Raw genomic sequence first — 16,912 nt, 5'->3', positions numbered from 1 at the left:
CGTATTTACATAGTAAATACAGGATTTTTTTGTATTGTCATTTTAAGTTTAGTATTCAGCTTCAGAGGTTTCAAAATCAGGATCAACAAATTGCTTGTAAAAATCATAATCTTTCTTAATCAACATAATACGACGTTCTAACTCTTCAATGGCTTGATCTTGTTCCAAAGTTCTCAGATCATCTCGTTGAGCTTGCTCTTCATTTTCTAACAATGTACGTTGAATACTTAGGTCATTCAAACAAATCTTGATCATTTTTTGGAAATCCCCGCGACTCATTTCAGCTTGTGCTTTCATTCTAAATCCTCCGGATAATTAATATTTTTTAAGTTTCCCTCATAATCTCGTGCAATACAGTTGGCATCAACTAAAAGACTGCGCCAGCGATAGTCGTGCTTATCTATATGTTGCTTCAATAAGTCAATCTTAATCATTAAATGACAACAAGTGTAGTAGGGAAGACTCTTAATTTTGATATATCCAGAATCTTCGCTTAAAAATTCAATCGTCTTCTGATCGATGATGTAATCCGTTGCTATGACTAATAAATCGGCTTGTTCAACTCTAGTTGTATAAAAATATGACCACAAGGCGGACAAAGGCCCGCAGTCGATCATAGGTTCCACATCCGGGATAACTTGAATTTTGGTGTCAGTAAATAAATTATCGATTGCCAAGTTATTATTCTGATTGGTTGATATGTAGCAATTGTCCACGAATGGCGGCGTTAAATCAGCCGTGTACTGGACATTAGGAATGTATTTGTTATTGAAATGTGCCAGCGCTTTGTCGGTCTGGAAGCGAGTTGATTTGCCACCGGCTAAGATTAAGCTATCAGTCATTTTCTATATCTCTCAAAAATTTATTTATAAATATTTTACGAGTATTCAAATTTTCAATATCGATAACATTGTCAGAACGATTCCCCTGAATAGTCACAAAGTACTTAATATTAGTCACATCTGCGAAGGTATCAGGTGATTCATCAGACTTGAGTAATGCAATTTTAGGAAAATCTAATTCTTTGATTCCTTCAATGATAATGAAATCAGATGAGCCTCGCTGTAATTCTTCAATCTTTTCTAATTCAGTCGTTGGTAGTTTTCTTTGGTAATGAATTGTTTGTTCATCGTTCAACAACAGTACATCATCAGAATACTGAAAAAACTTACCAGTGTCATTAGTCGTTGGTATGTCGATCGGCAGGTGAGTGTGTTTAGCGACACTGATCTTATACTGAGAACTTTCTCTCAAAAACTCTTGCAGCAAGGTCGTCTTGCCGCTTTTTTTGTGTCCAATTATTTGAAAGGTAATAGCCATGTGCGTAACATACTATCCTTTGGTGTGATCGACTTGCCGCGAGGAATTTCAAACATACATGTAGCACGTTGCAAGTTATTCAAATTACCAGACGCGTCACCGCCAACGCGTCCGATTTCGATATGGTCGCCGACAAAATTATATTGTCCACGTAAAATACGGTCGTACATATTAGTTTTAGTATATTCAGCATTGAGAATCCCGCTACATTCGATACAGCGACTTGCTTGATGTTGCATTAATCTCAAGGCATATTCGACATAGAGATAGAAGCCCGTGAAACAGGCACCAGGGTTGCCAGATAGGCCGAAGAATAAAGTGCTGTCATAAATAAAGGCAGTTGTTACACTACCGGGGCGCATTTCTAGTTTATTGAATAATAGTTTCTCAGATGATTTGGCTAGGTCAGCGATAATGTCGAAGTCACCCACAGAAACACCGCCATCAGTGATGATAACGTCACATTTTCCTAAGAGGTCATTTACAGCTGACTTCAGTGCCGTGGGATCATCTTTGATTTGAGTATAGCTGATGACTTCAGTGCCATTTTCTATACACAATTCACGGATCATCGGACCATTACTATTAAAGATTTTTCCGTTGACGATTTTTTCACCAGGATTTAAGAGTTCCGATCCTGTGGTGATAATTCCAATAGTAGGTTTCTTGTAGACTGATATTTCTTGAACATCGAAGGCACTTAATAGGCTGATACCACCTGGATTTATTTCAGTATTTTTGGCAAGCAAAGTATCACCTTTTTTGAAGTAATCTCCAATTTGAGTAATGTTATCCTTGTTTTGAGTTTCAGTTATTTGAACGGTATCTTTGTCGATCATATGAGTCGTTTCTAACATAACAACGATATCAGCTCCGTCAGGAACGTAGCCACCAGTCATAATTCTGACTGCTTCACCAGATACAAGTGGACGGTCGAAGTCAGCTCCAGCAGGGATGTCACCAACGACTTTTAAGTTAGCCGGCAAATTGGTCAGGTCTGATTGCAACATGGCGAACCCGTCATAACCTGAACGTCTGAATGTTGGGAAGTCATTTGGGGCAGTGACATCTTCAGCAATAATTCGATGATTGGCGGTAATTGCCGCAATTTTTTCAGTGGTGAGTTTGACACTGTCAATATTATCTACGATTATTTTTCGTGCTTCATCAATACTAATGGCATTTCTATTATCAACTGGTTTGTACATTATTTAGTTATCTCCTTAATTAGATGTTCTAAGTCGGGCAAGATGATTTTCTTAAGGGCAGTTTTGCAGGCGTTAGTTGAACCGGGCAATAAATAACAAATTTGATCACTGTCTGTTATTCCGGCGGCGGCCCCTGATACGAGTGCTTTTAATCCGATGTCATCAACACTGATACGTCTGAAATACTCTCCGAATCCTGGAATAACTTTGATAAATTTTGGTTCAAGGGTATCAATTGTAACGTCACGTCGAGCAATGCCGGTACCGCCATTTACCAAAATCAATTTACAGGAAGTTGTGAGTAGTTTGTTGTAGGCATCAGTGATTTGTTGTGCATCATCTTTGACGATGTATTTTTTGATAAAATTATTTCCAGTCTCTTCCATGGCTCTTTGAATATATTGACCAGATTTGTCAGTTACTTCAGTTCTGGTATCGCTGACGGTGATAATTCCAAAATCGATCATTAGTGTTTCCTCCTCAATATGATGATTATTTAATAGGACAGTCACTCTTCTTATTAACTTTAATTTTTCTAAAATCAAATGTCCAATTGTCAATAACTAGTAATTGGCCAGCGTTGTATTTACCGCTAGTCAAAAACTTCATAGCAAGTGATGCTTGGAGGCTTCCTGTCAGTGCCACGATCATTGGATTAGTTCCAATATTGGCACTCAAACCTAATTGAGCTACTTTGTCCTTAGGATACAGACATTCGAGACAAGCTGATTCAGAATCAATAAACATGACTTGGCCTTGATTGGCAGCACAGGTGCCGAAGATATGTTTGATACTGAATTTTTGGCAGTCCTGATTGATTTGATATTTAACGGGGAAGTTATCAGTACAATCGATTACCAAGTCATATTTTTTATCTAGTAGATCAACAGAATATTTCTGACTAATGGTATTAATAACAACATTTTTGTTAGTGGCTTGCAAGTGATCCTTCATTGCAACTAATTTTTCGACACCAACATCTGCCTCAGTATAGAGATTTTGACGATGTAAATTGGTTAGTTCAACGACATCGTAGTCGACTAGCGTTATTTCACCGATGCCAGCTTTGACCAGTTCTGAAGAAACGAAGCTCCCAAGACCTCCTACACCGATCACTAGAACGTGTGAATTTTCTAGCTTATTTTGACCATCAATTCCTATTTGTTTTATTTTTAATTGTCTGTCATATCTGTTTGTCATTTTCTTCACCTCACATGCAAAAGGTTAGGGAAAATCCTAATCGAAGTCAATTAGGATAAGTGCTAGATTTGTTATAAGGAATATTAAAGTGAACTAGGTGGGAGTTGCATATGCTAAAATCTAGATTTTTTAAAAAAGTTGATAAGTTTAACGGTAATTTCACCCAACTAGAAGAACATTCTCGTCGTTGGGAGAAATTATATAAGGAACGTTGGGCACACGATAAGGTCGTTCGTACGACTCATGGAGTTAACTGTACGGGATCTTGTAGTTGGAACGTCTACGTTAAGCAAGGGGTAGTTACTTGGGAGCATCAATCAACGGACTATCCTTCTTGTGGACCGAATATGCCTGAATATGAACCTCGTGGTTGTCCTCGTGGTGCCAGTTTCAGTTGGTACGAATACAGCCCACTTCGTATTAAGTATCCATATATTCGTGAACGTCTTTGGAAATTTTGGGAAGACGCCCGTAACAATTTCGATAATCCTATCGATGCTTGGGAGAGTATCGTCACAGATCCTGAGAAGACTAAGTCATATAAGTCGGCTCGTGGTCATGGTGGATTGATTCGTGTTAAGTGGGGTGATGCGACTGAGATGATTGCCGCCATGTTGATCTACACGATCAAAAAGTATGGTCCTGATCGTATCGCTGGATTCTCTCCAATTCCAGCCATGTCAATGTTGAGTTACTCATCAGGTGCGAGATTTATTTCACTACTTGGTGGAGAAATGTTGAGTTTTTATGATTGGTACGCTGATCTGCCACCAGCATCTCCTCAAGTTTGGGGTGAACAGACTGATGTACCTGAATCAGCTGATTGGTACAACAGCCAATACTTGATCATGTGGGGTTCAAATGTTCCATTGACAAGAACACCAGACGCTCATTTCATGGTTGAAGCACGTTATAAGGGGACGAAGGTTGTTTCCGTCAGTCCTGATTATGCCGAAAATGTTAAGTTTGCTGATAACTGGTTAGCACCACATCCAGGGTCAGATGCTGCTTTGGCACAAGGTATGACTCACGTTATCTTAAATGAATTCTACAATAACAAACAAGTTCCTTACTTCACTGACTATGTCAAACGATTCACTGATCTGCCATTTGTGATCATGCTTGATCAAAGTGAAACGAACAAAGAACACGTTGTTTCAGGTCGCTTCTTGAGAATTTCTGATATTAAAGATACCGAGACTCCAAATGCTGAATGGAAACCAGTTCTTGTTGATGAACCAACTGACAAATTGGTTGTACCAAATGGAACGATTGGTCAAAGATGGGAAAAAGGTAAGAAGTGGAATCTTGATCTCGGTGGTATCAGTCCTAAACTTTCATTCTTAGGCGAAGAGGAACGCGTTGTTGATATGCCAAGCTTCGATGCCCAAGGGAATGGAATTTTCCAACGTACACTGCCATGTCGTGAAATCACTATGAAAGATGGTAGCAAGAAATTAGTTACGACTGTCTTCGATCTCTTGATGGCTCAATATGGTATTCGTCGTAAGAAGATGGATGAATTGGCTGCCAAAGGTTATGACGATGCTGATAGCTTGTTCACACCAGCTTGGCAAGAAAAAGTTACTGGCGTTAAACCGGAATTAGTCGTTCAAATTGCGCAAGAATTCGCTCAGACTGCAGCCGAAACGCACGGTAAGTCAATGGTCATCATTGGTGCAGGCGTTAATCACTGGTTCAACTCAGATATGACATATCGTGCCGTTATCAACATGTTGATGCTGACAGGTTGTATTGGTGTTCAAGGTGGCGGCTGGGCACACTATGTTGGACAAGAAAAACTTCGTCCAGCTGAAGGCTGGGCTAATATTTCATTCGCTAATGACTGGCAACCAGGTGGAGCTCGTCAGCAACAAGGTACATCATTCTTCTACTTTGCGAGTGATCAATGGAAGTATGACGAGATCGATAATGAAGGCATGAAATCACCGATCAAGACAATTAAGGATACGTTCAAACATCCGGCTGATTACCAACAAATGGCGATCAGATTAGGTTGGATGCCATCGTATCCACAATTTGACCGTAGCAGTCTGGACTTTACCAAACAATACGGGACTACTGATATTAAAGAAATTTCTAAAAAAGTTGTTCAAGAGTTAAAGGACGGATCACTTCACTTCGCTGCCGAAGCTCCTGACAAAGAAATCAATGAACCAAAGGCTATGTTTATCTGGCGTTCAAACTTGTTTGCATCATCAGGTAAAGGTCAAGAATATTTCATGAAACATATTCTTGGCGCCGAAAATGGTTTGCTGGCTAAACAAAGTGAGAATTTCAAGCCAAAAGATATGGAATGGGATGAAGAAAGCGTCACTGGCAAGTTGGATCTTGCCGTTGACTTTGACTTCAGAATGGTAACTACACCGTTGTATTCAGATATTGTTCTTCCAGCCGCAACTTGGTATGAGAAAGAAGACTTATCAAGTACCGATATGCACCCATTTATTCATCCATTCAATAAAGCAGTTGATCCACTTTGGGAATCCCAAAGTGATTGGCAAGCCTTCAAGCATATTGCAAAGGAATTCCAAGGCATGGCTAAGAAATACTTGGCCGAACCTCAATATGATCTGAAGACTCAACCGCTCGGTCACGATTCAATGGGTGAGATTTCTCAACCATTGGGTAAGATCAAAGACTGGAAACGTGGCGAAATCGAACCGATTCCTGGTAAGACGATGCCAAGTCTTTCACTCGTAAAACGTGATTACACCAAAGTATATGACAAGTACGTCGCCTTAGGCCCCAATGCTAGAAGTGGCAAGGTCGGTGCTAATGGTTATAGCTATAGCGTAGCTGATCAATACGATGAACTAAAAGACATTATTGGAACGTATGACGAAGGACCTGATGAAGGATTACCTAAGCTGGATGAAGATAGAAATGTTGCTGAAGCAATTTTGCACCTATCAAGTGCATCAAATGGTCACGTAGCTAAGAAGGCATGGGAAAGTGCAGAGGAAATAACTGGTAAGAGTTTGGCAGATATTTCTGCTGGTCAAACTGAAAAAGTCATGACGTTTGCCAAGATTACTGCACAACCGAGTGAATCCATTCCAACACCGATCTTTACTAGTTCAAAGCATAACGGTGATAGATATTCACCATTCTCCGTCAATATCGAACGCAACGTTCCGTTCAGAACTTTGACCGGTAGACAACAATTTTATCTTGATCATGAGATTTTCCAAGAATATGGAGAAGAGATGGCAACATACAAGCCAACGCTTCCACCGCATGTCTTAGGACCTGCAGATACGAAAGTTGAACCGGCAGACAAAGAAGTAACCCTTCGTTACTTAACACCGCATGGTAAGTGGAATATCCATACAACTTATCAAGATAACTTATACATGTTGACATTATTTAGAGGTGGTCCAACAGTTTGGTTAAGTTTGGATGATGCTAAAAAGATCGATGTTAAAGATAATGATTGGGTCGAATTGTACAACAAAAATGGTGTTGTCACAGCTAGAGCAGTTGTCAGTCAACGTATGCCTGATGGAACGATGTACATGTATCACGCACAAGATATGGAAATTGAGGAGCCATTATCAACGATTACTGGTAATCGTGGTGGTAGTCATAATGCTCCAACCCAGATTCATGTCAAACCAACCCAAATGGTCGGTGGCTATGCTCAATTGAGTTACGGCTTCAACTATTACGGACCAATTGGTAACCAAAGAGACTTATACGTAAATGTTAGAAAACTAAAGGAGGTCAAGTGGAATGAAAGTTAAAGCACAAATTTCCATGGTACTGAACCTAGACAAATGTATCGGTTGTCATACATGTTCAGTAACGTGTAAACAGACGTGGACTAACCGCCCAGGTGCCGAGTATATGTGGTTTAACAATGTAGAAACTAGACCTGGTGTCGGATATCCAAAGAAGTGGGAAGATGAAAGTCACTATAAGGGCGGCTGGAAGCTTAATCGCAAAGGAAAACTGGAATTACGTGCCGGTAATAAGCTGAACAAGGTTGCGCTTGCTAAGATTTTTTACAATCCTGACATGCCTAATTTGGACGACTATTACGAACCATGGACATACGATTATCAAACATTGTTTGGTAAAGAAAGAAAACATCAACCAGTTGCACGTGCCAAGTCACAGATCACTGGTGAGTATATGAAGCTAAACAATGGTCCTAATTGGGACGATGATTTAGCTGGATCTGACCGCAGCTTTGGCGAAGATCCTAATATGCAAAGTATTGAATCAGATATTAAAGGCAACTTCGAAAAGACCTTTATGATGTATCTTCCAAGATTATGTGAACACTGTCTTAATGCCGCTTGTGTTGCATCATGTCCTAGTGGTGCGATGTACAAGCGTGATGAAGATGGTATCGTCTTGGTTGATCAAGAACGTTGTCGTGGTTGGAGATTCTGTATGACAGGTTGTCCTTATAAGAAGGTCTACTTCAACTGGAAGACTAACAAAGCTGAAAAATGTACTTTTTGTTATCCAAGAATTGAAGAGGGATTGCCAACTGTTTGTTCTGAAACCTGCGTTGGCCGTATTCGTTATATCGGTGTTATCTTATATGACGCTGATAGAGTTGCGGAAGCTTGTGAGGAACCGGATGATACTAAGTTATATGAGAGACAATTGGATCTGTTTTTAGATCCTAACGACCCAGAAGTAATTGCTCAAGCTCAAGCTGACGGCGTTGATATGGAAACAATCAGATGTGCCCAAAAGTCACCTATTTATAAGATGGCTGTTGAACAAAAGATTGCCTTCCCATTGCACCCAGAATATCGCACCATGCCAATGGTTTGGTATGTGCCACCATTGTCACCAATTATGAATTATTTCGAAGGTAAGAAATCAATCAAATACCCAGAAATGATTTTCCCAGCAATCAATGAAATGCGTATTCCAGTTGAGTATTTGGCAAATCTTCTAACAGGTGGTAACACTGAAGTGATCAAGAATGCTCTCTACAAATTGGCCATGATGAGATTGTACATGCGTGCCAGAACTAGTGGCAAAGACTTTGATTCTGAAAAACTCGATCGTGTCGGTTTGACTGAAAAATCCGCAACTTCACTATACCGTCTCTTAGCAATTGCTAAATATGATGATAGATTTGTTATTCCAAAGGCAAAGAAAGAAAAAGTTGAACATGTTGAAGACGAGCAAGGTGGACTAGGTTACGAAGCATGTAATGGCTGTTCACTAGCACCAGTTCATGGAAGTGTCTTGCGTAAAGCCAAAGCCGGTGAGTCCGGTAAAGATGCGTATGCTGAAAGTTTCTATGGAGGAATTTGGCGTGATTAATATTGAGCAGTTGAATACTCTAAAACAAGGCTTTACTTTTCTTTCACGCTTATTAGATTATCCAGAACAGGATATTATGGATGATGATTTCTTTGATGATTTTAAGAAGAATTATAGTGAAACACCATCTAAGTCAGAGATCGAAGATGTGATCAACGATATGCACTCTTATTCGTTAGAAGAGTTAAGAACTCATTATGTTTCACTATTTGAATTAAATAATCGTTATACTTTGTACATGACGTATTACAAAATGACTGATTCCCGTGAGAGGGGTCAGTTATTGGCAAAATTAAAAATGTTGTATGAGATGTTTGGTGTACGTATCGATGGTTCAGAATTGTCAGATTACTTGCCACTGATGCTTGAATTCCTTGCATATAGTGATTGGAAGGATGATAAGCGGCAACAGGATCTACAGCTGATGTTCTCAGTTGTTGAAGACGGGACATATAGTTTACTGAAGAATGCCGAAGTTCAAGAAGATGATATGTATTTCAAACTGATCAGAATTGTTCGAGCTGAGTTTAAATCTTGCCTTGAACAAACTGAAAAAGAGGGGGAGATGCAGTAATGAAAAACGTACTGGATATATTCTTATGGGTTATTTTTCCTTACCTTGCTCTCGGTTCGTTCATTTTTGGAACAATCGGTAGATTCGCCATTTTCCACGCTGGAGTGACGGCAGAATCAAGTGAATTATTGGAAAAAAAGCAATTAATGATTGGGAGCATTCTCTTCCATATCGGTATTATTTTCGTATTTGCGGGCCATGTTGTTGGAATCCTAATTCCGAAGTCATTTACTGATTGGTTGGGGATACCCAACGAAATGTACCATATTGGTGCATTGGTAATGGGTGGTATCGCTGGATTCATGGCCCTTGCAGGAATGATGATATTATCTTATCGCCGTTTTACGAATAAACGTGTTTTCAAGACAAGTTCATTTAGTGATTTGATGGTCAATGTGTCATTTTTGATCATCATTGTTTTAGGGCTTAGTGCTTCATTTATTGATGGAGCAATATTACATCCTGAGTTCAACTATCGTTTGAATTTGTCAATTTGGGCAAGACAAATTTTTGTCTTTCACCCTGATTATCATTTGATGTTGCAGGTGCCGATTATTTTTAAGATTCATGTTATCTGTGGATTCTTGATCTTTGCTTTCTTCCCATACACAAGATTAGTTCATGCCCTTACGTTACCTTGGCAATATATCTTTAGACGTCCTATCGTTTATCGTAAAAGACCAAGAGTATAGATGGTAGGTGGTAATTATTATCAAGAAGCAACAAAATAGGCTTGTGATGAGTATAGCCTTATTGACACTATTGGCTTTGATTGTTGTGTCGATGATGATGGGACGATATGACTTATCACTATCAGAAGTCTCAAAATATTTCATTGGACAAGCCAACAGTTCATCTAAATTGATTTTAGAACTCCGATTTATTCGAATTATAGCGGTTGTATTAGTTGGCGCGGGTCTATCGATGGCCGGCGCCACTTTTCAATCTGTTTTCAGTAATGGATTAGCATCACCGAATTTATTAGGTGTGTCAACTGGTTCCAGTGTCGGTGCAGCTATTGCAATTTTGAATGGCAAGTCGATTTATTGGATTGAAATAAGTGCTTTTGTCACCGGCATACTGACAGTATTTTTGACACTATTGATTAATAAAATATTGCGCAGTAATTCAAGCATCACATTAATATTGTCTGGGATCATTATGTCAGGATTAATGCAATCAGTATTGGGTTCAGTTAAGTACATTGCGGATCCAGAGAACCAGCTGCAGAGTATTGTTTACTGGGAGCTAGGGAGCTTCATGAAAGTTGACTTACAGGCGCTGATATCGGTTGGACCAATTTTAATTGTGGGAATTATTTTCTTATTATTGACACGATGGCGTTTGAATACACTATCATTAGACGCGTATACAATAAAAACCATCGGAATTAATCCGACATTAAACAGAAATTTAATGATTTTATTTGCCACATTATTGACAGCGGCTTCAGTATGTTTGTGTGGAGTCGTTGGTTGGATCGGGTTAGTCATTCCACATGTGAGCCGTGCGCTGGTTGGCGAAGATAATCGCTATGCTTTGCCAATGACAGCCATTTCGGGAGCTATTCTATTGCTGATTGCGGACACAATAGCTAGAAGTATTTCTGTGAATGATATTCCTTTGAGTATCATCACAGGCTTCATCGGAGTTCCAATTTTTATTGTGATTCTTATAAGGAGACGAAATGTTGGAATTTAGAATTACGACCAAAAACTTGTCATTTGCATATAAAACAAAACAAATTATTAATAACGTTGATCTGAATGTTGCGGCTGGACAAGTCTTAGTAATTCTTGGTCCTAACGGTATCGGTAAGAGTACCTTGCTGAATTGCTTAAGTGGAGTCTTGAATAAGTATCAAGGTGATATTTTAGTTAATGAGCAGTCGTTGAAGCAGTTATCGATCAAGGACTTGTCACATCAAGTAGCCTTGGTGAGTCAGGGAGTTAATATCAAGTCGAGTCTGACATTATTTGATTATTTGCTTCTAGGGCGAAGTTCATTTCATTCGATTTTTGATCAACCAGATAACCATGATGAAGCAATTGTTAAACAAATCATTAAGCAAATTGGCTTGGAGAATTACACCAATATCAGTTTGCAGAGTATGAGCGGTGGACAGCGTCAGTTAGCAATCATTGGGCGTGCACTGGTTCAGGAGCCACAAATACTGATTATGGATGAGCCGACTTCAGCGTTAGATTATCGCAATCAAACCGTTGTCTTGAAGTTGATCAAGATGCTGTCAGAGCAAGGTATCTCCATTGTTATGAGTACCCATGATCCTAATCAGGCACAGATAGTTGGGGATTTAGTGGGGTTACTGATTGATAATCAGACATATAAACAGGGACCGGTCAACAAAATCTTAACTGATAAATATTTATCGAAGTTGTATGGAATACCGATTATTTCGACTTATAATGAGTCATTAGATAGAAAGATTTTTGGAATAGGGATGGATTAATTTATGAGAAAAAAACGAAATATCATTATCCTGTTAATGGGATTACTAGTTTTCTTAGGTAGTAGCATCAGTGTACAGGCGGCTTCAACTAGAACAATCTATGATAATACCGGTGCACCGGTCAAAGTTCCCAAGAAAATCAAACGTGTGGCAGATCTATGGCACGCTAACAATCCAATTTTTTTGATGTTAGGTGGAGAAGATAAATTAGTTGCGACAACTAAATTAACTCATGATAATGCTTTGTTGACACAGCTTTATCCTAAAGTCAAAAAGCAAGCAGTACCATTCAATGGTGAAGACTTCCAGATGGAAGAATTGATCAAACAAAAGCCTGATATCGTTATCAGTTCGGATGTGTCCCAAATTAGTGAACTCAAAAAAACTAATATTCCCGCAGTTAACTCAATGTTTCAGGATTATAAAGGTTTGAAGAAGACGGTTAGCTTGACCGCTGAGGTTGTTGGAACTAAAGCAGCCAAAACTAAGGCCAAAAAGTACAATGCCAAACTCGATTCAGATATTAAGTCTGTTAAGAAACGAGTTTCAAAAGCTAAATCAAAACCAAGTGTCTTGCACATTGTTAATACGAGTGATCTAACCAAAGTTGATGGTCGCAATACGATTGTTGATGAATGGCTTAAGATTGCTGGTGGCAAGAATGCCATCAAGACTGATGGTAATATGATTTCTGTTTCAGCTGAAGAAATCATCAAGGCTAATCCAGATATCATTATTATCGGTGGAACGACTGATAAGAAGGCTCTGAAGTTACTCAAGAAAGACAGTCGCTACAAGTCACTTAAGGCGGTCAAAGACAAAAAGGTCTACGGAAATCCTACTGGAATTTTCATGCTCGACCGTTACAGCGCAGAGGAAGACTTACAAATTTGGTGGGCAGCCAAGAAGTTACATCCAGAGCTAATGAAAGATGTTAATTTGAATTCTAAGTTCAAATCATTCTACAAGGAATTCTTTGATTACAAGTTCAGTAACAAAGAAATCAAACGGATTATCAATGGTGAGGTTATCAAGTGAAAATAGAAATCACACATGAACCCATCGATACGCAGGCATTGACCCAAAGTTTGATTCACAATGAATATGGCGGGGTCGATATATTTATTGGTAATATCCGCCAATTCACTGATGATATTGAAACCGAAAAGATCGAGTACACCACGTACAAAAAAATGGCAGAGAAGGAAATGCACAAGCTGGCTGATATTGTCCTTGCTAAGGGAATGGACGTTGTTATGGTCCATCGAGTTGGTGAATTACAACTAGGAGACATAGCGGTTTTTATCGGTGTTGCAGCACCGCATCGAGCGGAAGCCTTCGAGAATTGCCAATTTTTGATTGATGAGTTGAAGCATACTGTACCAATTTGGAAAAAAGAATATGATTGCGACAAAATTCGCTGGGGAGGTCTTGAAGATTGAAAGTAAAATTATTTTCTATCTTAGCTGAAGAAATAGGTCCGACAACAGATATTGATCTGAATTCGGAATTTTATCCGTTAGACGTCAAGCAAGCTATTGAAGACGCCTATCCTAAGTACAAAGAAGTTTTGGATCAATCTTTGGTTGCCATTGACGAAGAATACGCCGATGACAAGCAGTTTTTACTCAATGATGTAGCAGAAATAGCAATCATCCCACCTGTCAGTGGCGGCTAAAATTTCGAGGGGGTTTTTATTATGGAAAGTAAATCAAAATCAATAATTGCGTTGACCATGGGTACTTTATCCATGATGGTTTGTTTTATGGTTTGGTTGAGTTTATCACCATTAGTCGGAGTGATTTTAACTCATGATGGAATTGTTTTAAGTGAGTTTCAACGTACATTTTTGCTCGCAACCCCAATTCTTTTGGGCTCGATCATGCGTGTACCAATGGGGATTCTGAGTGACAAATATGGTGGTAAAAGAATTTATATTATTTTAATGCTATTTTTGATCATTCCTGTTTTGATGATTCCTAGAGTTGGATCATTTGGTATGATGATGTTCTCTGCTTTGTTATTAGGTATGAGTGGTACATCATTTGCAATTGGTATTTCTTACGTTACAGGATTCTTCCCACCAGAGAAGCAAGGTTTAGTTCTTGGTATTGCCGGTGTAGGTAACATTGGTACAGCCTTTTCAGCATTCTTCTTCCCACGTATCGAAAAGTCAATGGGATTGAATAGTGTCTTTTATCTATTAATTATTTTATTAATCATCTTCGTAGTCTTGATGATTTTTATTGCTCCAGAATCAAAGAAAAACGAAAACGCAAGTATGGGTAAGTCATTGGCCGTTGCTAAAGAAAAAGATACTTGGTATTTAGCCTTATTCTATTTCTTGACCTTTGGGCTCTTTATGGCAATGACTAACTTGCTATCGACTTTTATGGTCAACCTATTCCACAGTAATTTGGTCGATGCCGGACTTTGGGCAGCAATTTTTGCTGTACTAGGGACGTTGACTCGTCCGGTCGGTGGGTATCTCTCAGATAAGATCAGACCAATGACACTTTTGAAATATGATTTTATCGCAATTACAATTGTCGCAATTATCTTAGGGATTTTCCTACATACAAAAGGAATATTCTTAACTATCATGGTATTGTTAGGTATCTTAGTCGGAATAGGTAATGGAATTATCTTCAAGATGGTTCCATTCGTCTCTGACAGTAATACCGGAGCCGTTACAGGCTTTGTTGGTGCCATGGGTGGACTTGGTGGATATTTCCCACCAATTATCTTAGGTGTTATCAAACAAGCTACTGGCGGTTATCAATTAGGAATATACTTGATTGCAGTATTTGCTATAATATGTTTAGTACTACTACAAAAAGTATATATTTCCGGAAGTCACAAAATTGTTAAGTAATTGAATTGAGGTGCACCTATGAGTGAAGAAAAAGTAGCAACAAAAAAAGACAAACAGCGCGAAGCAATCATGGAAGCTCTTGAGGATGTTATTGATCCTGAATTAGGTATTGATATCGTTAATCTTGGATTGATCTATGGCATTGAGATCGAAGGTACAGCATGCACAGTTACAATGACATTGACAACAATGGGATGTCCATTGAGTGATATGATTGCGAATGATATTCATACCGCAGCTGAATCAGTTGATGGAATCGATACTTGTGATATTAATTTAGTCTGGTATCCCATCTGGGACATGAGTAAGATGAGTCGTTTTGCACAGATTGCCTTAGGAATTAACGGTTAAATAGAGCACGTTAAAGAACGGGAAACTTTGAGCATTACTTAGGATAGCGAAGGTGGCAACGTAGTTGTTGCATTTGTTATCCATAGTAAGCGCAGGAGTTTGTTCTTTAAAAGCGCGTTTAAGAAAGCATTTGGAGAAATCCAATGCTTTTTTTCGTGCAATTTCCTTATAAAACAATTAAACTATTATTAGAATTAATTTAATAATGGAGGATGATATTTTGACCAAAGCAACCGATTATTTGCAACAAGTTTATGAAGTTATTGAACAAAGAGATCCACACCAAACTGAATTTCTGGAAGCAATCCATGACTTTTTCCAAACAATGACACCGGTATTTGAACGCCATCCAGAATATATTGAGGCTAATATTTTGGAACGTTTAACCGAGCCTGAACGTGTAATCCAATTCCGTGTTCCTTGGTTAGATGATGCCGGACATGCACGTGTGAACCGTGGATTCAGAGTTCAATTTAATTCGGCTATTGGACCCTACAAAGGTGGTTTGAGATTACATCCATCCGTTAATTTGAGTATTGTTAAATTCTTAGGATTCGAACAGATTTTTAAGAATGCCTTAACTGGCCTACCAATCGGTGGTGGTAAGGGTGGATCTGACTTCGATCCTAAGGGTAAGTCGGATAATGAAATTATGCGTTTCTGTCAGAGTTTTATGACTGAATTAAGCAAATATATCGGCTTAGACGTCGATGTTCCTGCCGGTGATATCGGAGTAGGCGGACGTGAAATTGGTTACTTATATGGTCAATACAAGCGTCTCCGCGGTGCTGACCGTGGTGTCTTGACTGGTAAAGGACTAGGCTATGGTGGTTCATTAGCTAGAACTGAAGCTACTGGATATGGTTTGGCTTATTACACTGACGAGATGCTCAAAGCTGATAACGATAGTTTTGCAGGCAAACGTGTTGCCATTTCTGGTGCTGGTAATGTTGCAATCTATGCTATTCAAAAGGTAACAGAATTAGGTGGTAAGGTTATTACTTGTTCTGATTCAAATGGTTACGTCATTGACGAGAACGGAATCGACCTCGATACTGTTAAACAGATCAAGGAAGCTGAGCGCGGACGTATCAAGGAATATGCTGACAGAGTTTCGAGCGCAGAATATCACGAAGGTTCAGTTTGGGATGCTAAAGTTGTTTATGACATTGCTCTACCAAGTGCGACTCAAAATGAAATCAGTGGTGATCAAGCACAAAATATCATTGGTAATGGCGCTAAAGTTGTCGCTGAAGGTGCAAATATGCCAAGTAGCCCTGAAGCAATCACTGCATATCAAAAAGCTGGATTGCTGTATGGGCCTGCCAAAGCAGCTAATGCTGGTGGTGTAGCTGTTTCGGCTCTTGAAATGAGTCAAAATAGTATGCGTTTGAGTTGGACATTTGAAGAAGTGGATAACCGTTTAAAACAAATAATGAAAGATATTTTTGATGACTCAGTAGCTGCAGCTAATGAATATGGCGTTAGCGGTGATTACCTGAGTGGAGCAAACATTACCGGATTTGCTAAAGTTGCAGAAGCAATGATTGCACAAGGTTTAGTATAAAAAATGGAACTCGGCAAAATGTCGAGTTCTT

The 16,912-nt window shown here is 39.1% G+C and carries 18 protein-coding genes; 12 read left to right on the top strand and 6 right to left on the bottom strand.

Going from position 1 to position 16,912, the window contains the following annotated elements; translation table 11 throughout:
- Positions 1 to 48 precede the first annotated feature (48 nt).
- The 6 genes from EKM68_RS05300 to EKM68_RS05275 are packed head-to-tail and all read right to left on the bottom strand — an operon-like array spanning position 49 to position 3,728.
- A complete protein-coding gene (locus EKM68_RS05300) occupies positions 49 to 297 on the bottom strand; it encodes a hypothetical protein (protein ID WP_125588628.1) in 249 nt (82 codons plus the stop codon).
- Positions 294 to 842, bottom strand: a complete 549-nt coding sequence (locus EKM68_RS05295; RefSeq protein WP_125588627.1) for an NTP transferase domain-containing protein — start codon at positions 840 to 842, stop codon at positions 294 to 296. Before EKM68_RS05295 ends, EKM68_RS05300 begins: the two co-directional genes overlap by 4 nt.
- Complete coding sequence (locus EKM68_RS05290) at positions 835 to 1,320, bottom strand: molybdopterin-guanine dinucleotide biosynthesis protein MobB (RefSeq protein WP_125588626.1); 486 nt, start codon at positions 1,318 to 1,320, stop codon at positions 835 to 837. The genes EKM68_RS05295 and EKM68_RS05290 overlap by 8 nt, the downstream gene beginning before the upstream one ends.
- The gene (locus EKM68_RS05285) at positions 1,299 to 2,528 is read right to left on the bottom strand and encodes a molybdopterin molybdotransferase MoeA (RefSeq protein ID WP_125588625.1); all 1,230 of its coding nucleotides are present in this window, start codon (positions 2,526 to 2,528) and stop codon (positions 1,299 to 1,301) included. Before EKM68_RS05285 ends, EKM68_RS05290 begins: the two co-directional genes overlap by 22 nt.
- The gene (locus tag EKM68_RS05280) at positions 2,528 to 2,995 is read right to left on the bottom strand and encodes a MogA/MoaB family molybdenum cofactor biosynthesis protein (RefSeq protein WP_125588624.1); all 468 of its coding nucleotides are present in this window, start codon (positions 2,993 to 2,995) and stop codon (positions 2,528 to 2,530) included. Before EKM68_RS05280 ends, EKM68_RS05285 begins: the two co-directional genes overlap by 1 nt.
- Before the next feature lie 25 nt (positions 2,996 to 3,020).
- On the bottom strand, positions 3,021 to 3,728 hold the full coding sequence (locus tag EKM68_RS05275) for a HesA/MoeB/ThiF family protein (RefSeq protein WP_125588623.1): 708 nt from the start codon (positions 3,726 to 3,728) through the stop codon (positions 3,021 to 3,023).
- Positions 3,729 to 3,838: 110 nt separating this feature from the next.
- On the opposite strand from EKM68_RS05275, the gene EKM68_RS05270 reads away from it, so the two are divergent.
- From EKM68_RS05270 to gdhA, 12 genes are all read left to right on the top strand, one after another.
- Positions 3,839 to 7,495: a nitrate reductase subunit alpha gene (locus EKM68_RS05270; RefSeq protein ID WP_125588622.1), complete on the top strand. Its 3,657-nt coding sequence runs from the start codon at positions 3,839 to 3,841 to the stop codon at positions 7,493 to 7,495.
- Positions 7,485 to 9,044: a nitrate reductase subunit beta gene (gene narH / locus EKM68_RS05265; protein WP_125588621.1), complete on the top strand. Its 1,560-nt coding sequence runs from the start codon at positions 7,485 to 7,487 to the stop codon at positions 9,042 to 9,044. Before EKM68_RS05270 ends, narH begins: the two co-directional genes overlap by 11 nt.
- Entirely contained in the window at positions 9,037 to 9,618 is a 582-nt protein-coding gene (gene narJ, locus EKM68_RS05260; protein ID WP_125588620.1) for a nitrate reductase molybdenum cofactor assembly chaperone, read from the top strand. Before narH ends, narJ begins: the two co-directional genes overlap by 8 nt.
- A complete protein-coding gene (gene narI, locus EKM68_RS05255; protein WP_125588619.1) occupies positions 9,618 to 10,310 on the top strand; it encodes a respiratory nitrate reductase subunit gamma in 693 nt (230 codons plus the stop codon). Before narJ ends, narI begins: the two co-directional genes overlap by 1 nt.
- A 46-nt stretch (positions 10,311 to 10,356) precedes the next feature.
- Positions 10,357 to 11,319, top strand: coding sequence for a FecCD family ABC transporter permease (locus EKM68_RS05250; RefSeq protein WP_225422968.1), 963 nt, complete (start codon positions 10,357 to 10,359; stop codon positions 11,317 to 11,319).
- Positions 11,306 to 12,088 (top strand): ABC transporter ATP-binding protein, encoded by a 783-nt coding sequence (locus tag EKM68_RS05245; RefSeq protein ID WP_125588618.1) that lies wholly within the window; start codon positions 11,306 to 11,308, stop codon positions 12,086 to 12,088. The genes EKM68_RS05250 and EKM68_RS05245 overlap by 14 nt, the downstream gene beginning before the upstream one ends.
- A 3-nt stretch (positions 12,089 to 12,091) precedes the next feature.
- Entirely contained in the window at positions 12,092 to 13,126 is a 1,035-nt protein-coding gene (locus EKM68_RS05240; protein ID WP_125588617.1) for an ABC transporter substrate-binding protein, read from the top strand.
- The gene (locus EKM68_RS05235; RefSeq protein ID WP_125588616.1) at positions 13,123 to 13,530 is read left to right on the top strand and encodes a molybdenum cofactor biosynthesis protein MoaE; all 408 of its coding nucleotides are present in this window, start codon (positions 13,123 to 13,125) and stop codon (positions 13,528 to 13,530) included. Before EKM68_RS05240 ends, EKM68_RS05235 begins: the two co-directional genes overlap by 4 nt.
- Positions 13,527 to 13,766, top strand: a complete 240-nt coding sequence (locus tag EKM68_RS05230; RefSeq protein ID WP_125588615.1) for a MoaD/ThiS family protein — start codon at positions 13,527 to 13,529, stop codon at positions 13,764 to 13,766. The genes EKM68_RS05235 and EKM68_RS05230 overlap by 4 nt, the downstream gene beginning before the upstream one ends.
- A gap of 21 nt (positions 13,767 to 13,787) precedes the next feature.
- Positions 13,788 to 14,963, top strand: a complete 1,176-nt coding sequence (locus EKM68_RS05225) for a nitrate/nitrite transporter (protein WP_125588614.1) — start codon at positions 13,788 to 13,790, stop codon at positions 14,961 to 14,963.
- Positions 14,964 to 14,981: 18 nt separating this feature from the next.
- Positions 14,982 to 15,314, top strand: a complete 333-nt coding sequence (locus EKM68_RS05220; protein WP_125588613.1) for a metal-sulfur cluster assembly factor — start codon at positions 14,982 to 14,984, stop codon at positions 15,312 to 15,314.
- 205 nt (positions 15,315 to 15,519) lie between these two features.
- Positions 15,520 to 16,881 carry an NADP-specific glutamate dehydrogenase gene (gene gdhA, locus EKM68_RS05215; protein ID WP_164509362.1) on the top strand — a complete coding sequence of 454 codons (1,362 nt, stop codon included), beginning with the start codon at positions 15,520 to 15,522 and terminating at the stop codon, positions 16,879 to 16,881.
- The last annotated feature ends 31 nt before the right edge of the window (positions 16,882 to 16,912 follow it).

This window comes from Companilactobacillus jidongensis (genome assembly GCF_003946575.1).
GTDB lineage: Bacteria > Bacillota > Bacilli > Lactobacillales > Lactobacillaceae > Companilactobacillus > Companilactobacillus jidongensis.
Note: the sequence above shows the minus strand (reverse complement) of the source record. Positions and strands in the feature narration are given on the sequence as shown.

Bases quoted from the DNA above. Each gene is read 5' to 3' on its own strand.
- EKM68_RS05300 (WP_125588628.1), bottom strand. From the start codon at position 297: ATGAAAGCACAAGCTGAAATGAGTCGCGGGGATTTCCAAAAAATGATC.
- EKM68_RS05295 (WP_125588627.1), bottom strand. From the start codon at position 842: ATGACTGATAGCTTAATCTTAGCCGGTGGCAAATCAACTCGCTTCCAG.
- EKM68_RS05290 (WP_125588626.1), bottom strand. From the start codon at position 1,320: ATGGCTATTACCTTTCAAATAATTGGACACAAAAAAAGCGGCAAGACG.
- EKM68_RS05285 (WP_125588625.1), bottom strand. From the start codon at position 2,528: ATGTACAAACCAGTTGATAATAGAAATGCCATTAGTATTGATGAAGCA.
- EKM68_RS05280 (WP_125588624.1), bottom strand. From the start codon at position 2,995: ATGATCGATTTTGGAATTATCACCGTCAGCGATACCAGAACTGAAGTA.
- EKM68_RS05275 (WP_125588623.1), bottom strand. From the start codon at position 3,728: ATGACAAACAGATATGACAGACAATTAAAAATAAAACAAATAGGAATT.
- EKM68_RS05270 (WP_125588622.1), top strand. From the start codon at position 3,839: ATGCTAAAATCTAGATTTTTTAAAAAAGTTGATAAGTTTAACGGTAAT.
- narH (WP_125588621.1), top strand. From the start codon at position 7,485: ATGAAAGTTAAAGCACAAATTTCCATGGTACTGAACCTAGACAAATGT.
- narI (WP_125588619.1), top strand. From the start codon at position 9,618: ATGAAAAACGTACTGGATATATTCTTATGGGTTATTTTTCCTTACCTT.
- EKM68_RS05250 (WP_225422968.1), top strand. From the start codon at position 10,357: ATGAGTATAGCCTTATTGACACTATTGGCTTTGATTGTTGTGTCGATG.
- EKM68_RS05245 (WP_125588618.1), top strand. From the start codon at position 11,306: ATGTTGGAATTTAGAATTACGACCAAAAACTTGTCATTTGCATATAAA.
- EKM68_RS05240 (WP_125588617.1), top strand. From the start codon at position 12,092: ATGAGAAAAAAACGAAATATCATTATCCTGTTAATGGGATTACTAGTT.
- EKM68_RS05225 (WP_125588614.1), top strand. From the start codon at position 13,788: ATGGAAAGTAAATCAAAATCAATAATTGCGTTGACCATGGGTACTTTA.
- EKM68_RS05220 (WP_125588613.1), top strand. From the start codon at position 14,982: ATGAGTGAAGAAAAAGTAGCAACAAAAAAAGACAAACAGCGCGAAGCA.
- gdhA (WP_164509362.1), top strand. From the start codon at position 15,520: ATGGAGGATGATATTTTGACCAAAGCAACCGATTATTTGCAACAAGTT.